The organism is Nitrosomonas sp. Is79A3 (genome assembly GCF_000219585.1).
Lineage (GTDB): Bacteria > Pseudomonadota > Gammaproteobacteria > Burkholderiales > Nitrosomonadaceae > Nitrosomonas.
The window spans coordinates 1072486-1091692 of sequence record NC_015731.1 but is presented as its reverse complement, the minus strand read 5'-3'; the positions used below and the strand labels follow the sequence as shown (position 1 = coordinate 1091692).

The 19207-nt window shown below is 44.8% G+C and carries 20 protein-coding genes and 3 tRNA genes; 20 read left to right on the top strand and 3 right to left on the bottom strand.

Annotated elements, in window-relative coordinates; translation table 11 throughout:
• The first annotated feature begins 506 nt into the window (after positions 1-506).
• Positions 507-1613 (top strand): lytic transglycosylase domain-containing protein, encoded by a 1107-nt coding sequence (locus NIT79A3_RS04980; protein ID WP_013965156.1) that lies wholly within the window; start codon positions 507-509, stop codon positions 1611-1613.
• A 21-nt stretch (positions 1614-1634) separates the two neighbouring features.
• Here the strand turns inward: NIT79A3_RS04980 and NIT79A3_RS04975 are convergent, their stop codons facing one another.
• Entirely contained in the window at positions 1635-2069 is a 435-nt protein-coding gene (locus NIT79A3_RS04975) for a hypothetical protein (RefSeq protein ID WP_013965155.1), read from the bottom strand.
• A 283-nt stretch (positions 2070-2352) separates the two neighbouring features.
• Between NIT79A3_RS04975 and NIT79A3_RS04970 the strand changes: the two genes are divergently transcribed.
• The 16 genes from NIT79A3_RS04970 to NIT79A3_RS04905 all read left to right on the top strand — a co-directional run bounded on the left by NIT79A3_RS04970 (position 2353) and on the right by NIT79A3_RS04905 (position 15231).
• Complete coding sequence (locus NIT79A3_RS04970) at positions 2353-2574, top strand: YezD family protein (RefSeq protein WP_013965154.1); 222 nt, start codon at positions 2353-2355, stop codon at positions 2572-2574.
• 145 nt (positions 2575-2719) lie between these two features.
• Entirely contained in the window at positions 2720-4390 is a 1671-nt protein-coding gene (locus tag NIT79A3_RS04965) for an alginate export family protein (protein WP_013965153.1), read from the top strand.
• A 31-nt stretch (positions 4391-4421) separates the two neighbouring features.
• Positions 4422-5420 carry a sulfate ABC transporter substrate-binding protein gene (locus NIT79A3_RS04960; protein WP_013965152.1) on the top strand — a complete coding sequence of 333 codons (999 nt, stop codon included), beginning with the start codon at positions 4422-4424 and terminating at the stop codon, positions 5418-5420.
• Between the two features lie 48 nt (positions 5421-5468).
• Entirely contained in the window at positions 5469-5810 is a 342-nt protein-coding gene (locus tag NIT79A3_RS18165; RefSeq protein WP_013965151.1) for a DUF2325 domain-containing protein, read from the top strand.
• A 100-nt stretch (positions 5811-5910) separates the two neighbouring features.
• Positions 5911-6735: an EAL domain-containing protein gene (locus tag NIT79A3_RS04955; protein ID WP_013965150.1), complete on the top strand. Its 825-nt coding sequence runs from the start codon at positions 5911-5913 to the stop codon at positions 6733-6735.
• A gap of 50 nt (positions 6736-6785) precedes the next feature.
• A complete protein-coding gene (cysT, locus tag NIT79A3_RS04950; RefSeq protein WP_013965149.1) occupies positions 6786-7619 on the top strand; it encodes a sulfate ABC transporter permease subunit CysT in 834 nt (277 codons plus the stop codon).
• An 8-nt stretch (positions 7620-7627) separates the two neighbouring features.
• A complete protein-coding gene (cysW, locus tag NIT79A3_RS04945) occupies positions 7628-8506 on the top strand; it encodes a sulfate ABC transporter permease subunit CysW (RefSeq protein WP_041360154.1) in 879 nt (292 codons plus the stop codon).
• Entirely contained in the window at positions 8503-9603 is a 1101-nt protein-coding gene (locus tag NIT79A3_RS04940) for a sulfate ABC transporter ATP-binding protein (RefSeq protein WP_013965147.1), read from the top strand. The genes cysW and NIT79A3_RS04940 overlap by 4 nt, the downstream gene beginning before the upstream one ends.
• Before the next feature lie 116 nt (positions 9604-9719).
• Positions 9720-10580 carry an EAL domain-containing protein gene (locus NIT79A3_RS04935; protein WP_013965146.1) on the top strand — a complete coding sequence of 287 codons (861 nt, stop codon included), beginning with the start codon at positions 9720-9722 and terminating at the stop codon, positions 10578-10580.
• Between the two features lie 471 nt (positions 10581-11051).
• A complete protein-coding gene (locus NIT79A3_RS04930; RefSeq protein ID WP_013965145.1) occupies positions 11052-12710 on the top strand; it encodes an alginate export family protein in 1659 nt (552 codons plus the stop codon).
• 121 nt (positions 12711-12831) lie between these two features.
• Positions 12832-12906: transfer RNA gene (locus NIT79A3_RS04925), tRNA-Gly, on the top strand.
• A 113-nt stretch (positions 12907-13019) separates the two neighbouring features.
• Positions 13020-13093 (top strand) — tRNA-Cys (locus NIT79A3_RS04920).
• A gap of 19 nt (positions 13094-13112) precedes the next feature.
• A tRNA-Leu gene (locus NIT79A3_RS04915) sits at positions 13113-13202 on the top strand.
• Between the two features lie 172 nt (positions 13203-13374).
• Positions 13375-14187: an Arm DNA-binding domain-containing protein gene (locus NIT79A3_RS19325; protein WP_348225729.1), complete on the top strand. Its 813-nt coding sequence runs from the start codon at positions 13375-13377 to the stop codon at positions 14185-14187.
• The gene (locus NIT79A3_RS19320) at positions 14144-14644 is read left to right on the top strand and encodes a site-specific integrase (RefSeq protein WP_348225728.1); all 501 of its coding nucleotides are present in this window, start codon (positions 14144-14146) and stop codon (positions 14642-14644) included. Before NIT79A3_RS19325 ends, NIT79A3_RS19320 begins: the two co-directional genes overlap by 44 nt.
• An 89-nt stretch (positions 14645-14733) precedes the next feature.
• Entirely contained in the window at positions 14734-15231 is a 498-nt protein-coding gene (locus NIT79A3_RS04905) for a hypothetical protein (protein ID WP_348225727.1), read from the top strand.
• A gap of 56 nt (positions 15232-15287) precedes the next feature.
• Here the strand turns inward: NIT79A3_RS04905 and NIT79A3_RS18555 are convergent, their stop codons facing one another.
• Entirely contained in the window at positions 15288-15482 is a 195-nt protein-coding gene (locus NIT79A3_RS18555) for a hypothetical protein (protein WP_156797014.1), read from the bottom strand.
• Positions 15483-15551: 69 nt separating this feature from the next.
• Here NIT79A3_RS18555 and NIT79A3_RS04900 point away from each other — a divergent pair, with 69 nt between their 5' ends.
• The 3 genes from NIT79A3_RS04900 (at position 15552) to NIT79A3_RS04890 (ending at position 17639) form a co-directional block, all read left to right on the top strand.
• Positions 15552-16214 carry a hypothetical protein gene (locus tag NIT79A3_RS04900; protein ID WP_013965143.1) on the top strand — a complete coding sequence of 221 codons (663 nt, stop codon included), beginning with the start codon at positions 15552-15554 and terminating at the stop codon, positions 16212-16214.
• A gap of 79 nt (positions 16215-16293) precedes the next feature.
• A complete protein-coding gene (locus NIT79A3_RS04895; RefSeq protein ID WP_013965142.1) occupies positions 16294-17016 on the top strand; it encodes a sulfite exporter TauE/SafE family protein in 723 nt (240 codons plus the stop codon).
• 212 nt (positions 17017-17228) lie between these two features.
• The gene (locus NIT79A3_RS04890; protein ID WP_041360152.1) at positions 17229-17639 is read left to right on the top strand and encodes a plasmid recombination protein; all 411 of its coding nucleotides are present in this window, start codon (positions 17229-17231) and stop codon (positions 17637-17639) included.
• A gap of 910 nt (positions 17640-18549) precedes the next feature.
• On the opposite strand, the gene NIT79A3_RS19315 is transcribed toward NIT79A3_RS04890, so the two are convergent.
• Complete coding sequence (locus tag NIT79A3_RS19315; RefSeq protein WP_013965141.1) at positions 18550-19140, bottom strand: FxDxF family PEP-CTERM protein; 591 nt, start codon at positions 19138-19140, stop codon at positions 18550-18552.
• Between the last annotated feature and the right edge of the window lie 67 nt (positions 19141-19207).

Here is a 19207-nt window from a genome sequence, read left to right as displayed (position 1 = left end):
GATTTATTGAAACTCCGTATTCCGGTCTTCTCTGCTATAAAAAATCGAACTGTTTAATAGCCGACTCTATAGTAACCATTGAAGTAGTTAACTACTTCCCATTTTACGGTTTTTCCAGCGATAGCGTAAATTAGCCACACTACTTCCAATTGCATAATAGAGTAATTAAAGTATTTATGGCAAGTAATTTATGATGCATTGCTATGTGAAGATTTTCCAGAAAACAATAAATACGTTCTTAAAATTCTTACAGTTATTGACAGAACTCGATAGCAAGTATGCAAGTACAAATTATAGATTTTTCGAACACGATTTCCCCGCAAAAAAGAAGAGTGGCCGTTGAGTTAACTCCTCTATTTATTGCTGGCACACACAACACCCCAACCCGCAAGATGTCGTTTTGCTCATGAAAACGAATATCTAGAAAATACTTTCAACTTCGCGGCAGTTGTTTGTTAATCTGTTAAGATTCTATTGATTTATCAAACGTATCGACCCTTATGCCAATGGACAAGACGGCTCATCTCAGCAATCCAGAACTCAACAATATAAAGCCTAAACCCAGGCGCAGGCGTAGCCCAGTAGTACGTTCCGGCAAAGATAAACCGCAGAAACGGTTGAGAAAAAAACAAACCAGTGAATTCAAGTGGAATTTATTGCTGATCAGCTTAGAGATCCTCGGTTTGAGTATTATTGCGGTCTCGGCCATCATCGTGCTATTAGGCTATTCCGCAAGCCGGTTCTCAGGCACCAGTTTTTTCAGCAGCCTGCTTCCCTTCGCGATCGGCGTATTAGCACTGGTGTTGGTTGCCTGCGTGTTTCTCATCGGCTGGTGGAAGCTGAGAAAATGGCTGCAAGCGCATTCTGAATTATTGACTCCGGTCCTATCCCTTTCATTCGCCTTGCTGATCGCTTTTTTGGTTACCCATGATCAGTTCACTCTAGCTTACGGAAACTTCCGTACATTGGTAGGCGGAAAGGAGGAGGCAAGCCGGATAACAATCTCACATCAAGTCTATGCAGCTTATCGCAGACACAGCTCAGCACAACTGCAAAAAATGATTAGCCGCTCACAAGAATATCAACAAGCTATCGAAGATGCTGCCAGATCGTTCGATGTCGATGTCAATCTATTACAGGGTATTGCAGCAACAGAATCGTCATTCATACCCAGAGACAGCAGTGACGGCGGGCGCGGTTTATTCCAAATCACCCAAGTTCCGAAAACGGTCATGGCTCAGGCGCATAAACGGCTGGGCACTGAAAAAATCTCTCTGGAAAATCCCCGACACAATGCCTTTGTCGGTGCGGCCACATTCAAACACTATCTAGCCGAAATGAACGGCGACCTCTTTTTGGGTTTATTAGCCTATAACATCGGTCCGGCTAACGGGGGCCTACGTTTCATCATGCAGCAATACGGCGCTACCGATTTCACGACTATTCAGCCCTATCTACAAACACTGCCGCGCGATTACCCGATACGGGTATTGTCCTACTCCCTGGCATTCCGTCTCTGGCAAAAAGTAGGCAAATTGCTCGCTTACGAAGAAGGAAACAACGCTATTTATATACAACGGATCGGCATACCAGGGCTGCAAACTGGTTTGTAATTATTCAACGCAATACGCAATTTATTCTTTTGTTATTAACTTTACTTCATCAACCAGATCATTTTCATCATAACTGACTTGAAAAGCCATTTCGTCGCCATTAAACGTTATTTCAGCAGGTGTACCAACAAGTTCCCACAATCCTAACGTAGCAACACTTGCTGCGCCATGAAAGAAAGCCCTGCCTGCCTTGGCGCCTGTGCTATACCCTTGAACAAATTTGAAGATTTCAAATCTTTTATCATTTTTATATTCACTGATGACGGGGGCACCAAACTCAGAGATCAGTACTGCTCTTGATACGCCTTCTTTTAATAGGCTGATATCTTTCTTTTCGGGTTGTTTTGCCGCCATAAAAACAGAACACCCGGAAACTGAGATAGTCAATACAACCAGCAGCACTGTAGAAAGCATAAATTTTCTTAAAAAAATCATAGTTATCCTAATTTTACCCATCAAGACCTCCGGCAATAAGTTAGCATTATTATTAATCCGGATTCTCAGACGTGAATCATGGCCGGGTAGCCAAAAAACCAAATGATTATGAATATTCTCATAATCCCATGTGTTAATTCTACTGGAATCATTTCATTATTGCGTTGTTCTAGGCTTATTCAGAAGCTAAATTTTATATATAACTATAAGTTATAAAGTAATGAATAAATAATATTTCTATTTATATTAAAAAATTGCTATCTTTCGTTTCCGTTAACTTCTACTGCTTTGTTGGGAAATGTAAATGGTTACTGATTCCGGATTAGATCCAAAAATTATTACGGCCAAGGATATTGGCAAAAAGGTACCTACAGAAGTTGCTCAAGAAATTCTACGCGCCGTGGCTAGTATCGAGTATGGATCGATCGAAATCGTTATACACGAGAATAAAGTTGTACAAATAGAATGCCGTGAAAAGATTCGCGTGAGCCAAGGTGGATCTGGACGCAAGGCATCTAAATCATGAACGAATAAGTTTTGAGTCTGATGCAGCAAGATCAAACTGATCTCACAAACAACAACATAACACCGACCAACAAAATAGGAGGTGAAAGAAAAAATAATATCGGTGACTCAACCGGATTTCCGGAGAGCTCACTTAGGAGATGATAGTGAAGTTTATTTGGTTTTTTTTACACATTGTGGCATTGAGCGCATTTACGGTCAACCCAACCAAGGCGTCTTCAGACAGTAAATCGTCCGCAGATTTTCAAGCAACGCAACCGAGCGTTGTCCGAGTAGCACAGCAGATCGCTGTTGATACCGGCAAGCCATTAACCGATAAATCATCGGGGCAGACCAAACCATCCGAGTTGGAAAAATCATTACCTGCCATTGTGCCGAAAGCAAGCAGTCCATCAACCAGTTATCACCGGCGTTCCAACAGCTATGCCACCAATCCGGATTCTGATCCGCCACGGTATGTACGTCAGCTAAGTGATATCGGTGTTGAAGCATTTAAAGATATTAACTGGCTGGATATTGGCCTTGAGCACCGCACGCGTTATGAATGGCGGAATAATGACATACGACGCATCGAAGGCGGAGAAGATAATCCCTTCTTTTTACGTAACCGCGCATGGATTGGGATCAAGGATATCTTGGATCCATTCCGATTTGCAGTCGAATTCCAGGATTCCCGCGTTTATAACAATAAACACGCCATTACGGATCAGGAAAGAAATGAGTACGATTTGCTTAATGCCTACGGTGAGTTACATTTCAAAAAAGGACTCGGGGTCGATGATAGAAATCAGAATCGTCCGATTCGATTTCGCGTAGGCCGCATGGCCTATGAAACAACGGACCGGCGTTTTATTGCACGTAATGAATGGCGCAACACCACCAATACTTTTGAAGGCTTTCGCCTGAATCTGGGTCGCGAAGCCAATGATTGGGAGCTCGATCTGTTTGGTATGCAACCGGTTCGGCGTTTGCAAACCAAATTCGATGAAGCGAACGAAAATCTTTGGTTTTTTGGCGGGATCGGCACTTGGCGTAAGTGGTCTGACATCGCCACCATTCAGGCGTACTACATGGGTCAGAAGCAAACGGCTGATCCTCATGGCTTTACAGCGACTAATCGGCTGGATCGGCAAATTCATATGCCAGGGTTCCGTGTTTACGGCAAAGCGGGCGACATTCTTGATTTTGATGTCAGCTACAACCATCAGCTCGGGTTTTCCGGCCCCAATCGCGTGGATGCAAATGGGTATACCATCGAAGTAGGGCGGAACTTTGACTACGCTTGGAAACCTCGCCTCGGTTTGTTTTATGGTTACGCCAGCGGTGATAAAGATCCTAATGACGGCGTCGACAATCGTTTTGATCGTTTTTTTGGATTTGCCCGTCCTTGGTCAGCCGATCACTATGTGATTTATGAGAATCTGAAGGCTCCTAAAATCCGGTTTGAGTTCAGTCCGACGCAGAAATTAGGATTTGAATTGGGTTATGGCGCCTATTGGCTGGCCAGTAAAACCGATCGCATGTTCGATATTCTCGACGGTAACATCAGCAATACCATCAAGGATCCCGGATTCAACCGTGACCGGACTGGACAAAGCGGTGATTTCGGCGGCCATGCATTTGAAGGACGTATCCGCTATCAAGCCACGTCACGAATTAGCACCATCTTAGGCTATACCCATTTTACGGCCGGTGACTTCGTAAAAAATCGTATCGCAGCAAACTCTTGCGATGCCATCCACAAACACCCTTGCGTCGATCAACGCTCGGGCGATACAGACTTTCTATATTTTGAAGTGTTAATCAGTCTCTTGTAAGCAATCTTAAATTTTTATCGGAGGAAAAATCATGACAATTAAAACATGGCTCGCAACAAGTTTTTTAGTCGCAAGTTTCGCTATCAGCAATAACGTTCTGGCGGACAAAACCTTACTCAATGTTTCTTATGACCCAACCCGCGAGCTTTACCAGGAGTTTAATACTGCTTTTGCCAAACACTGGCAGGAGAAAACCAAGGAAACCGTCGCAATCAAGCAATCTCATGGCGGTTCAGGAAAACAAGCGCGATCAGTGATTGATGGTTTGGAAGCAGATGTTGTCACACTCGCTTTGGCGAATGATATCAATGCCATCGCCGAGAAAGCCAAATTGCTTCCCGAGGATTGGCAAAAACGATTAGCACTCAACAGCACGCCGTATACCTCGACAATCATTTTCCTGGTACGCAAGGGCAATCCCAAGGGAATTAAAGACTGGGATGATTTAGCGCGTCCTGGCGTAGCAGTGATTACCCCCAATCCGAAAACTTCCGGAGGCGCGCAGTGGAATTTCCTGGCGGCATGGGAATTTGGCAAACGGAAATATGGTGAGGACAAAGCACAAGGGTTCATCAGTAACATCTACAAAAATGTACCTGTCCTAGATTCCGGCGCGCGCGGTTCAACCACAACGTTTGTGGAACGCGCCGTTGGGGATGTGCTCATCTCCTGGGAAAACGAAGCTTTTCTGGCGCTAAAGGAATATGGTTCCGATAAATTTGAAATTGTAATACCGTCATTGAGTATTCTCGCAGAACCGCCAGTAGCAGTAGTCGATAAAGTGGTTGATAAGAGAGGCACACGACAAGTCGCTGAAGCCTATCTCCAGTATCTCTATTCCGAAGAAGGTCAGGAGATCGTTGCCAAGCATTTCTATCGCCCTACTAATCCGAAGATTGCTGAAAAACATGCCGGTAAGTTTCCAAAGGTTGAGCTATTCAAAATCGATGATGCTTTTGGCGGCTGGAAGAATGCGCACAAAATTCACTTTGCCGATGGCGGTACATTTGATCAGATTTACTTGAAGTAATAACAACGTAGCGCACTGCGGTGCGCTACAACCTATAAAGGATTGAACATGAGCGTTCTAATTGTCGGCGGGGATTATGTGACATCGTTCAAACACCACATTTCCACCCAGAACTATGCGCGTGTCGAACATTGGAACGGCCGCAAGAAAGGATTTAACAAGCGGCAAATTCCAAACGAAACCCAGTTAGTTATAGTTATTTGCGACTTTGTTAATCATTCCCTAGCCAATTCGGTGAAAGAGAAAGCAAATCGTGACGGTATCCCATTAATGTTTTGCCACCGTTCTGTCAACGAGCTGAAAGACAAGTTGAATACGCATCAAACAGATGAAGATTGTTGTTGTAGAAGTTTTTGCGAAGCCAAAAGCCAATTTCAAAAACTCCATTAATGGATCCAATTGGCAGCAGACAAAAATGATAGGTCAAGCCAATTCAAAAAAATTGATTTGATTTATCGCTAGCAACATCAATTTAAGTGGGAGTTGTTCCATGAATACATCAACAAACAATACCTTCGTTGTTGGAGATGAATTTGAGCTGATCCAATCAGCGACCGATTATTCTCTTAACCGCGCTGAAAATGGCTGGATAAGCGGACATTTTTATCATTGCGAACTAACCAGTGTTTTTCAACCCATTTTTAGTATCGCTCAGAAAAAAACCATTGGCCACGCAGCCTATGTACGTTCCCTATCAAACGGAGAAGTCGCGCTTTGGCCTTGGCAGGTTTTTTCCTTGGCATCAAAAGATGAACAATTGGTTGATCTGGATCGGTTATGCCGGGCAATTCACGCGCTGAATTACTATTTCAATAGTAATTCCAAAGTAGACAGTTTGTTTGTCGATGTGCATCCGCGACTTCTGGAAAGTGTTAAAGACGATCACGGTCGCGCATTTGAAAATTTTCTCGATTTGATTGGCATAAAAACCTCGCGAGTAGTCATCGAAATTCCGGCCATCGTCAATCGCAACTGGAAATTGCTCCAACATGTCATCACCAACTATCGTTCTCGTGGCTATCAAATTGCGGCTAATTACACCGGCACGCGTAGCGATTGGATGACGGAATTGGGAAGTTTGTATCCGGATATCGTGCGTATTGAGGCAAGCGATCTAGAACGCCATGAAACAGTTGCACCACTGGTAGATACCATACATAGCTTTGGCGCCAGTTTGCTGGTACGGGATATCGAAACAACCGAGCAATTAATCGCTGCCAGACAGAGTGGCGCGGATTATCTGCAAGGAAATCTACTCAGTAAACCGGCACATGCAATCGGAATGATCGAACTATTACCTATCCCAGAAAATTAACACATAGACAGGTGTAAACAAGAACACGATGAATTTAACAGGAGTTAGATTTGAATACCTTTAAACAACACAGCATTCTGCCGGGCTTTAACCTGGCGTTGGGATTTACCCTGCTGTATCTGAGCTTAATCGTACTGATTCCGCTTTCGGCAGCGTTTATCCGTACCGCCGAGCTAACCTGGCCGGAATTTTGGTCCATTGTCACCACGCCGCGCGTTGTCGCTTCGTACCGGCTGACATTTGGCGCCTCATTCGCCGCCGCATGCGTCAATGTGGTATTTGGGCTGTTAGTGGCATGGGTGTTGGTCCGCTATCATTTTTTCGGAAAAAAATTAGTCGACGCATTAGTGGATCTCCCTTTTGCCCTGCCAACTGCGGTGGCCGGTATCGCGTTGACCGCGCTGTACGCAGGCAATGGCTGGATCGGCCAGTTTCTTGAACCGCTCGGCATCAAGGTGGCTTTCACACCGATCGGTATTTTTGTGGCATTGACTTTTATCGGCCTGCCATTCGTAGTACGTACCGTGCAGCCCGTACTCGAGGATATCGAGTCGGAGCTGGAGGAAGCGGCAGCGACGCTCGGTGCCAATCGCTGGCAAACGTTTACCCGGGTGATTTTCCCGGCGATTTTTCCAGCATTAATGACCGGTTTCGCGCTGGCTTTTGCACGTGCGATTGGCGAGTACGGATCGGTGATTTTCATTGCCGGTAACATGCCGATGATCTCTGAAATCACCCCGCTACTGATTGTCACCAAACTGGAACAATATGATTATGCCGGTGCCACGGCATTGTCGGTGGTGATGCTGGTGATTTCTTTTATTTTGTTACTGATCATTAATCTGCTGCAATGGTGGAGCCGGCGCCGCAGTACTATTACCTGAGAACAACTATGTCCACAATTACATTTCCCGCATCCGGAGAAACTTTTAGGCAGCGAGCCACACAAGAGCCAGCCTGGGTACGCCGGTCCTTGATTGGATTGGCGTTAGCATTTCTAACGCTATTTCTTTTCATTCCACTGATTTCGGTTTTTTATGAAGCGTTCAAAAAAGGCGCAGAAGTTTATTTTGCTGCGATCACCGACCCTGATGCTGTTTCCGCCATCAAATTGACGCTGACCGTTGCGGCGATCGCGGTGCCGTTGAATCTGGTGTTCGGTGTTGCCGCGGCCTGGGCGATCGCCAAATTTGAATTTCGCGGCAAGAACCTGTTGATCACGCTGATCGATTTGCCTTTCTCCGTATCTCCGGTGGTCTCAGGGTTGATTTATGTGCTTGTCTTTGGTCTGCAAGGATGGTTAGGTCCTTGGCTGGCAGAGCATGACTTGAAAATTATTTTTGCTGTTCCCGGTATCGTGCTGGCAACCGTCTTTGTGACGGTGCCGTTTATCGCGCGTGAGTTAATCCCGCTGATGCAAGCGCAAGGCACTGAAGAAGAAGAAGCGGCCGTGGTGCTGGGAGCAAGCGGTTGGCAAACCTTTTATCAAATCACATTACCCAATATCAAATGGGGATTGCTGTACGGCGCAATCTTGTGTAATGCCCGGGCGATGGGAGAGTTTGGCGCGGTATCGGTGGTATCAGGGCATATTCGCGGCAGCACCAATACCATGCCGCTGCATGTCGAAATTCTCTACAACGAATACAACTTTGCAGCCGCCTTTGCAGTGGCTTCATTGTTGGCACTGCTGGCATTGGTGACGCTGGCATTAAAAACACTGATCGAATTCCGCAACAAACAACATCAAAAATCAAGAGGTCACGAATGAGCATTGAAGTCCTTAATCTCTCAAAACAGTTCGGCACTTTCACAGCGCTGCATGATGTCAACTTGCAAGTACATTCCGGTGAATTGCTGGCATTGTTGGGTCCTTCGGGATCCGGAAAAACCACTTTATTGCGTGTGATCGCCGGACTTGAAACAGCCGATAGCGGTCAGGTGCTATTTCACGGCGAGGATGCCACCGATCAACATGTCCGTGAACGTCAAGTTGGTTTCGTATTCCAGCATTATGCATTGTTCCGCAACATGACTATTTTCGAGAATGTTGCTTTTGGCTTGCGCGTGCGCCCCAAGAAATTCCGTCCTTCTGAAACGGAAATTCGTGATCGGGTCATGAAGTTATTACATCTTGTGCAGTTGGATTGGCTGGCAGATCGCTATCCCCATCAGCTTTCGGGCGGTCAGCGCCAGCGTATCGCGCTGGCACGGGCGCTGGCGGTAGAACCCAAAGTACTATTGCTGGATGAGCCTTTCGGCGCACTGGATGCCAAGGTGCGTAAAGAATTGCGTTCCTGGTTGCGCAGATTGCATGACGACATGCATATCACCAGTGTTTTCGTGACGCATGATCAGGAAGAAGCGCTCGAAGTCGCCGACCGGGTGGTTGTCATGAATGAAGGCCGGATTGAACAAATCGGCACTCCAGATGAAGTGTATGAGCAACCCGCCAGTCCCTTCGTGTATGAGTTTCTCGGCAATGTGAATTTGTTTCATAGCCGTCTGCATCGTGGACGCGCCTGGATTGGTGACATCGAAGTGGACGTACCGGAACACGCAGAAGCTGATGAACTCACGGCAGTCGCCTACGTTCGCCCCCATGAGATCGAAGTTGAACGCACGCATAATGGTGAAGCGGCATTGGCGGCCCGTGTCGTTCACGTTCTTTCCGTGGGTCCGATTGTTCGATTGGAGGTAGTGCGTATCGACGACGCAGACAAAACCCCGATTCAAGTTGAAATCAGCAAGGAACGTTTTCGTGAGTTACAACTGGTAAAAGGCGATGAAGTATTTATCAAACCACGCCGCCTTGATTTGTTTCCGAAACATCAAAATAACGTCAATGATACGGCACAAGCACACTAAAGCGTTTTGGATCACTAGCCTAAGCCAAAGCATACGATTGAGCAAACAACCTTTCAGGGCTTCAAAAAATTTTATGCTTGCTTTTTTTACAGCATGCTCAAAACAGGAGGAGAAATATGCCTTTACAACAACTCGTACAATATTTTAACGATCGCTTTGAGACCGAACATCATTCCAATATTCGTCCTTTTATTTTGGAAAAGGGATTGGTCAGCGGAATTTTCGGACCAATTCAGATCGGCAGTGTCTTCGAGCCAGTGCGCCGAGCTGACGATAATGAAAAGCTTGCCGGTCATATCGCAGAATTGTCGGTCACACCCTATGACAACAGCCAGCATAGCCAGCAATCTACAGAAATCGGTGATTTACTCACGGATGTTATTCCGCAGCCTGCCGATTTCCAATCCATTATCAGCTTGGACCGCCTGTGCCGTACTGTTCACATGTTGAATTATCTCACTTACTCGCATAAAGGCGGTGTGCTTTTTCTAGATGTTGATCCGAGACATATTCTGGGTATCAAACAGAATCATGGTGCCTATTTTGAGGAAATTATTATCAAATGCGGATTGGCAATCCAGAATATCGTCATTTCGATGACAGTGAATAGTTTTTATGCGCAGCACCATACCCAATTACTGGATGGTTTAAACAATTATCGTCAGCGCGGCTATCAAATCGCACTCAATATCGGTTCACTGTACGCTGCCCATGGACTTCGGGATTTAATCGACAAATTATCAGCAAATTATCTGCGTATTAGCGCACCTGATACTGCAACCATCCAGCATTCAAACAGTAACTGGCTTTCGACTCTCGGCCAATTGACAGAACTGCAAAACTTAATTGGCGGACAAACCATCTTGCAACAAGTGAAACAAAAAAATCAGGCTGATATAGCTATTTCCGCACGATTTAATCTGGTCCAAGGTGACTATTACAACAAACTGATTACAGATCATCTGAGATGCTTATGATCAGGCATTAAAATTTTAATATAATTTAATAGAATAACATTCTAACTAAACATTATTTCTGTTTATATAGAAATAATGCTATCTTTCGCTCCCGTTGACATTCTGACCAATCAGTTGATGTAAATGAATACCGATTCAAGAAGCGAAGTCGATGTCTAGAGTGCCAGCAAAAGAGTATCTGCAGGCATAAAACTCAAGAAATTTTGGACTGCGTAGCCGGTACCGAATAGAGATCAGCCGGCCTCGTTGCACATGAGGGTAAAGTTATGCAGATACTGTGTCGAAATGAAATTCGCGTGAGCCAAAACAGATCCATGCTTATGGCTACGAGATCATAAGAAATACAATGATCTCCAGATCACACTAGCTCCACAAATAATCAAAATATCACCGGCTAGTCATACCGGCGATGAAAGAGCAAAAAGATATCAATGACTCGACCGGAATACCGGAGAGTCCAAGGAGAAAACAGTGAAGTTGCTTTGGTTCTTTTCACATATTGCGCTTATAAGCGCATTAGCTATCAGTCCAACTGAGGCATCTTCAGATAATAAAACACCCGCAACGCATCAAACGGCTTACCCGAGTGTTGTCCGGGTAACGCAAGAGATTACAGCAGATTCAAATAAGCCGGGTAATCAGCCAGCAAATAAACCATCGGAACAGGCCAAACAACCCGAACTGGAAAAATCATTGCCCGCTATTGTGCCGGAAGCAAGCAAACCATTGACCACTTATTTTCGGCGCGCTGACAGCTACGCGGCCAATCCCGAGTCGGATCCACCCAGATATGTGCGCCGTTTAAGTGATATCGGTGTGAATGCATTTAAAGATATTACCTGGCTGGATGTCGGACTTGAGTGGCGTACACGTTACGAACATCGCCATAACGATATACGGTATGTTGACGGTGGAAATAATGATCCTTTTTTTCTGCGTTCGCGTGCCTGGCTGGGGATAAGGGATATCCTCGATCCGTTCCGCTTCGCTGTCGAGTTCCAGGATTCTCGGGTATATAACAATAGGCATGTCATCACTGATCAGGAAAGAAATGAATACGATCTGATCAATGCATACGGTGAGTTATATTTCAAAAAGGCACTCGAGGCAGATGACCGGGGTAATGACCGTCCGATCCGATTCCGCGTAGGCCGTATGGCTTATGAAACAACGGACCGGCGTTTTATCGCGCGTAATGAATGGCGCAACACCACCAACTCATTTGAAGGCTTTCGCCTGAATCTAGGTCGCGAAGCCAATGATTGGGAGCTGGAAATGTTTGGCATGCAACCGGTCAGACGCTTGCAAACCAAATTTGATGAGGCTAACGATCATCTGTGGGTTTTTGGCACAATCGGTCATTGGCGCAAGTGGTCTGACATCATCACGATACAACCCTACTACCTGGGTCAGAAGCAAACGGCCGACCCCAATGGTTTTACAGCAACCAACAAATTGGATCGGGAAATTCATATGCCCGGATTCCGCGCCTACGGCAAAGTGGGTAATCTCCTGGATTTTGATGTCAGTTTTAATTACCAGCTCGGGTATAGCGGCACCAAGCGTCAAGATGCCTACGGCTATAATGTTGAGGTAGGCCGGACCTTTAACCACCAGTGGAAACCACGAGTCATGGGGTTTTACGGTTATGCCACCGGTGACCGTGATCCTAATGACGGCGTCGATAATCGTTTCGATCGTTTCTTTGGCTTTGCGCGGCCTTGGTCGGCAGATCACTATGTAATTTATGAGAACTTAAAGACTCCCAAAATCAGGTTTGACCTTCAACCGACCGCAAAGCTTGGATTTGAAGCCACATATGCGTGGTTCTGGCTGGCCAGCAGTACCGATCGCATGTTCGATATTCTCAATGGCAACATCAGCAACACCCTCCCGGATCCCGGATTTAATCGAGACAAAACTGGGCAGAGTGGTGACTATGCCGGCAGCGCATTTGAAGGACGCGTACGCTACCAAGTCACACCACGAATTAACACCATATTGGGTTATACCCATTTCTTTGCGGGAGAATTCGTAAAAAATCGTATCGCAGCACAACCCGCCCATGTTGACCAACGCTCAGGCAACACTGACTTTTTGTACTTTGAAGTGTTAATCAGTCTCTTGTAACAATCTTGGATTGCCAGTTTTGGTCAACAATCATCCCGCATTTTCTTGACAAAACGTACAGCATCTCTATAATCCACCCTTTGTTTCTGAAGTGATACCAGTCGCACAGCAACTTCATATTGCGGGAATAGCTCAGTGGTAGAGCACAACCTTGCCAAGGTTGGGGTCGCGAGTTCGAGCCTCGTTTCCCGCTCCATTTTTCGAAGAAAATGGCTCTTGTGAAATGTTATTTTATTGTCGGAAATCGGATAGCCAATTACAGGCTTTTTTCCGTAAGGCTTACAGCTCATATAGAAGTTATGCAATAATGGCGGGGTGGCAGAGTGGTCATGCAGCGGCCTGCAAAGCCGTCTACGCCGGTTCGATTCCGACCCCCGCCTCCACCGATCTGATACTTCTATCGCCCGGGTGGTGAAATAGGTAGACACAAGGGACTTAAAATCCCTCGGGCTTAAACCGCCCATGCCGGTTCGATTCCGGCCCCGGGCACCACCAGATAGTATTATACAGTCCAAGAAAGTCCACCAAACCAGCATAAACAAATGATTTGCGTGTTTTTTATGTCCGGCAAAATGCAGTAACATCCTCTATAATCCAGCCAAATATGCAGTAACATTTGCAGTAACTCACCCTGTTACTGCTTTTTCTTTTGTGAGTTACTGCAATGGCCCGACATAAAATCAAAGCTGACGCGGCAATCAAAGCCGCAAAACCTATGTCGACGATGTACCGCTTGAATGATGGCGACGGTCTGTACCTACTGGTTAAGCCGGATGGCGCCAAGTGGTGGAGATTTGATTACTCAATCGGTGGCAAGCGTAAAACCCTATCTGTGGGGGTCTACCCTGACACACCCTTGAGTGCAGCGCGTAAAAAAGCCAACGATGCGCGAGAATTGGTAGCGGCTGGAACAGATCCAAGCGATATTCGCAAGACTGCCAAGCAAGTACAGACAAAACGCCTGGAAGCCGAACGGCGTATCAGTGAAGGATTACCTGCTGTCGGTTCTTTTGAAGATATTGCGCGAGAATGGGCATCTGTCCCAACAGACAGACGATCCGACAAGCAAACGGAAAAAATTATCGGCTGGATGGAAAAGGATATTTTTCCTTGGCTGGGGAAACGACCCATAAATGAAATCACTACGCCTGAAATAGATGCAACCATCCAGCGCATTGTAGATAGGGGCGCACTGGATATTGCCCGGCGCGTCCTTTGGAACTGTGGCCGTATATTTGGATATGCCGCCAAAAAAGGATATTCGCAAGGCGATCCTACAGCACGTTTATGCGAATACATGCCAAGCAAGAAAGTTGAATACCACGCCGCCATCACCGATCCCAAAGCCGCTGCCGAGCTACTACGCGCCATAGATGGCTATCAAAGGCTACTTCGTTACCAAATGTGCCCTGCGCCTTTCTCCGCTGTTTTTTGTGCGTCCCGGCGAACTACGCAAGGCGGAATGGACGGAAATTGATCTGGATAATGCGGAATGGAACATACCCGCCGAGCGGATGAAGATGCGTGAACCGCACCTTGTTCCTCTATCCATACAAGCGGTGGAACTTCTGCGCGAACTCCACGCGATGACGGGCGGCGGGCGCTATGTGTTTCCGGGGGCACGTACCAATGACAGGCCGATGAGTGATAACGCCGTGCTGGCCGCCTTGCGGCGCATGGGATACGCCAAGGACGAGATGAGCGGTCATGGCTTCCGCGCAATGGCACGAACGATCCTTGATGAAGTGTTGGGGATACGCCCGGACTTCATTGAACACCAGCTTGCCCATGCTGTGCGCGATCCGAACGGACGCGCATACAATCGCACCGCGCACCTCGCGGAACGTCGAAAAATGATGCAACAATGGGCGGATTATTTGGATAAATTGAAGGCAGGTGCGGAAGTAGTATCGCTGCACAGCCAATTGGCCTGACGTTTTCCGTCCCTGTTTTTGCTCTACTGGCGGTAAATATTGAGGAAAAAATGACTGGAGCACCCATTAGTACCCCACCGCAAGCATACATGGGCATTATCAGTCCTTTGATTGACAAAGCCCGGGGGTTTCTGGAGGCCGGAGAAAAGCTTCAGGCAATGGCATTCGTTGGCAATCTGACCGCCAAGGAATTCATCCCAGTGATAATTCAGTCGGGAAGCATCGAGGACAAAAACCAGTCTGCGCAGACAATCCAGTCAGTAGCATTGGCACTGGAGGCTGATTTCGTGTTCGTGATCATGGAAGCATGGGCGCTTCGACCAGACAAAATGCACCAAATGAATGCTATCATCGACAAGTACGGAAGCATAAGTAAATCGCCCTATGCGATAGATACGTGTTCGCTTATGTTGGAAACAAGGCATGGAGTGTGGACTGCACAACCGCAGATCAAGACAAAGGGAATTTCGAAGAAGAAACGAACAATTGAAGTAGTAGAGTTTCGCTATTTCACAGAAGTTACGAGCAGATTTTCACACCTGCTACCCCAAAAAGAAGGCGATGAGCCAACGACGATTTTGCATTAATGGATAAAAATAGATTCGCTTTATCTCAGCCTTTCTATGGCGTCCACTCTCATACGCTAAACGCTATTTGCCTGCATACCCACACCAACAGCGCGAAATTTCTTTAACATGGCCTCCGCGAATTCGTCAGCCCCAGACTGCATGGTCAGTTGTGGCGTGGCCAAATCCCGGATGATTTCCCCTTGACGCTGACATGCAACCCCGCCATAGCTCAGAAAAGTCGTTAATACTTCGTCCTTTCTTAGACACAAATAAATACTTATTGACAGTGTGGTATTTAAAATACATTATGCACTGCTTTAAAATCTCCCTGAGTTTTCATGGAAATAGAAACTAATGCATGTAAATATCCGGCAGAGAATTTGTCATTTAGTTTACGCATTGTTAAATCACTTGATGATCTGAAGAAAGCTGCAGAATTACGTCAGAAGGCCTATGCGCGACATGTTCCGGAATTCGCTAAGCAACTTTCTATCCTGGAGTCCGCAGACACTGATCTCGATACGTTTGTGTTGTTGGTTGAATCAAAGAATGATGGATCGCCGCTTGGGACGATGAGAATTCATGTCAATCGCTACACCCCGCTTCCGCTTGAAAGCTCGATCAAACTTCCAGAACAATTAAAAAAGTTAAGCTTGGCCGAAGCTGTACGTTTTGGAATTATCGAAGGAGCAAATGGCAAGCAGGCCAGGGATGCTTTATTCAAGGCATTTTACCTGGTATGTTTAGCGCTAAAAGTGGATAGAATGCTTGTTTGCGCTCGTTTTCCACTTCATAAGCTTTATCTCAGCTTGCTCTTTGAGGATGTGTTTCCTTCTGGTGAGTATATTAAATTGAAACATACTGGCAATATTCCTCACCGCGTACTTTCATTAAATTTACATGATGTTGAATCTCGTTGGCGCAGTAACCAACATCCTCTTTATGAATACGTTTTCCAAACAGATCATCCGAATATTAATTGCTTCGTTGATCAGATTTGATTGTTAAATTAAGCATACCCATCAAAATCATCCTTAATTGGCTGACGATTTGCTTTAAATAGCCTAAAGGAAATTTTCCATGGATATGTTTTTATTTTCTCTTATCATATTATTCTCGTGTTTTTTTCACGGCATTACCGGTTTTGGCGTAGCTCTATTTGCAGTGCCCTTAAGTCTTTTATTTTTAGACAAAGTTACCGTAATGGTGGCTTTGCCGTTTTTAAGTATTTTTCTTAATGGATTCCTGATTAAAAGGATAGACCAACCAGCAGACATGCCGAAGATTAACTTAATGTTATTTAGTAGCCTGTGTGGTATGCCCATCGGGATTTATTTATTGCAAATCACTTCAACGAGCCATCTTCAAATCGTCGCAGGCAGTATTTCAATTTTATTTGCCGCGCTAGTCTTTTCTAAGAATATTGAATTATCCCCCAACAAGATTACAGCAGTCTTGATTGGTTGGCTCGCTGGCTTATTGCAAACAAGTATTGCAATGAGTGGTCCTCCGGTCGCACTGCTGATTGCTTCAACCTACGAAAACAAAAATATGATCCGTAAAAATCTTGTTGTCTTCTTTATGTTTATGACTGGGGTTTCGTTTCTAATGTATTGTTTAAGCGATGTACCGGTTCTAACAGGTTTGATTTTTGGATTAGTATCTTTACCTTTCGCGTTACTCGGAGCGTTCTTAGGTGATAAGGTAGTGCAATTAATATCCAGAGATACATTTGTTAACTTAGCATTTATGGTAATTTGTTTAACAGGTATTTACACAACTTATAGAGGTTTAGTTTATTGAAAGTGGTTTTGGATCTTTGATCGAGGCTAGAAGCTGGGAGGGCGAGTAACGGTCCGGAGCTTTATCGACAGGTCAATTAACAAACCAGCGTAAAATTTCTTTGTCATAATCGTTCCCTCCTTGGTTAGGGTAACGATGAATCAAAACTATCTCATAGGCAATCAGGCTATTTTGTCCAACTTATGCCGACGAAATACAATTGAAGTGGCTACATGCATCTGGATGAAAGCGCGCCCCATGCTCACGCATTAACTTTGCCATTAGTGGATAACAAAATGCAGGGCAACAAGATCATGGGCGGCAAAGGTAATCTAAAGCGTTTAAACAATCTGTTTCATGCAGAAGTTGCCCGGCATTACGGCCTAAGCAGAAACGAGATTAAACGACTCACCAGCAAAGCCAAGGAATCACTGGAAAGACAGGTTTTGGCTAGATTGGCAATTGATCCGGCGATGCAATCCATGATCTGGCCATGTGTGCGTGATGCTATCCACAATGATCCGCTACCCTATGCGCAATTATTGGGGATTGATCAAAAACACCAGCCTGCAAGCTATACCGGAAAATCATTCGTGCAGATCATGACTTCCAAAGGCAAGGGAAAAGAGATAAACACTATATAGCGTTTCAACCTTGAAAAACATCAAACACTATCCTGTGTATAGCGTTTCGTTTGCAGTCTACTTAGAGGAATCCATCATGAAACGTTAGATAATTGAAAAAAAACAAAATTTATCAAGTTATGGCAATCGTGGAAATAGTCAATGGAGGTATAGAAAAGCTATTGGAATGATTGATTGGTTTTCTAAAAATGCACTGCCAGTTTATGAATAGTTCATCTATCACTCTATTTAACATAAGGTTTTTTCTATTATCCACAATTTCTGTGGATAACTTTGTGTATAACAGTTTTATTTGAATAATTAATTCATATAAATCTAAGGATTTTACTTAGATTGATTAATTAGTTAACACTTTCATTAGGTGATATTTATCATATGGTTATTGGTAATTTGTCATATTGATATGAAGTTGCGCAAAGTAACTTCTTTATCTTGTTAAAACTGTGGATGATTTTAAAAGTCAAGCAAATAAAATCTGAAATTGATCGTAGGAATTTGTACAAAAAGGCAGGTACTTTCCAGAGCTTTTATTGATGCGGGTAATGAATGCCCCGTAAAAATTCTAGTGTAGCGAAAAATTTAAGTCCTAAAATTTTTTCATTGCATATATTAGCTCAACAATAGAAAACGTTAACTAAACAGCTAAACAACTAAACTTCAGAAAGTTAACCGGTCGGTTAACACTTTGAATGAATTAGAGTGGCTTTTAGATGGCACTGGGAACACCCTTCAATTCTTTACAATTTTCAATTGACAGTACCGCGCTTAGAATCTTCTTTCATAAACATCTACAAAAAAAGTTTTGTCGGATTATTAAAAAATAAAAGTGGTTTCCACGAGTTCAACGAAGATGCTCAAGAAACAGAAACGGGAGCCTAAGCCCCCGTTCTGGATTAAATCTAAGTCTAATTTAAACTGCTGATTCTTTCCTGCGACGCGCCATAAAACCAAGCAAGCCTAATCCAGCGAGTAACATAGCGTAAGTTTCAGGTTCTGGCACAAGAGACACATTAGCGAGAATGCTACCTATATTATCCCCATTATTTTGATCGAAGTAGTAAAGGTTCAAAGTATTGCTGGCAGCAATTCCAGCAAAATTAGTACCGATACTAAAAAAACTTATACCATTATCAAAAGAGCCGACAAGAGAACCAAACGGTGCATTCAGGCCACCTTGAGTCCAGTTACCAAAAATATCCGAACCGATGACTGTGCCTGCAGAAACACCTGGATCGTCGCCATTAGTATCTGGCAAGCCGGTAGCAAGCAAATCAGGGCCATCTATACCATTCGCATTTGACCAGCGAGGAATAGCCCCTGCACTCCATAAGTCAAGGGGATCAACGGATACTGAAAAAGAATTACCTGATAAAACAGATACGCTTGCACCGCTCCCACCGCTCGTGGAATTCAGTTTTGCATCAACGTTTACTACCGTCGCCATAGAGTGTATTGGCATAATAAGTGCGAGAAATGCCATAATTCCGATTAATTTTTTCATATTTATCTCCTACTAAGGATTATAAAAAGTCGACAAGCTGCCACCCAAGAACATATAGAAATAAAGA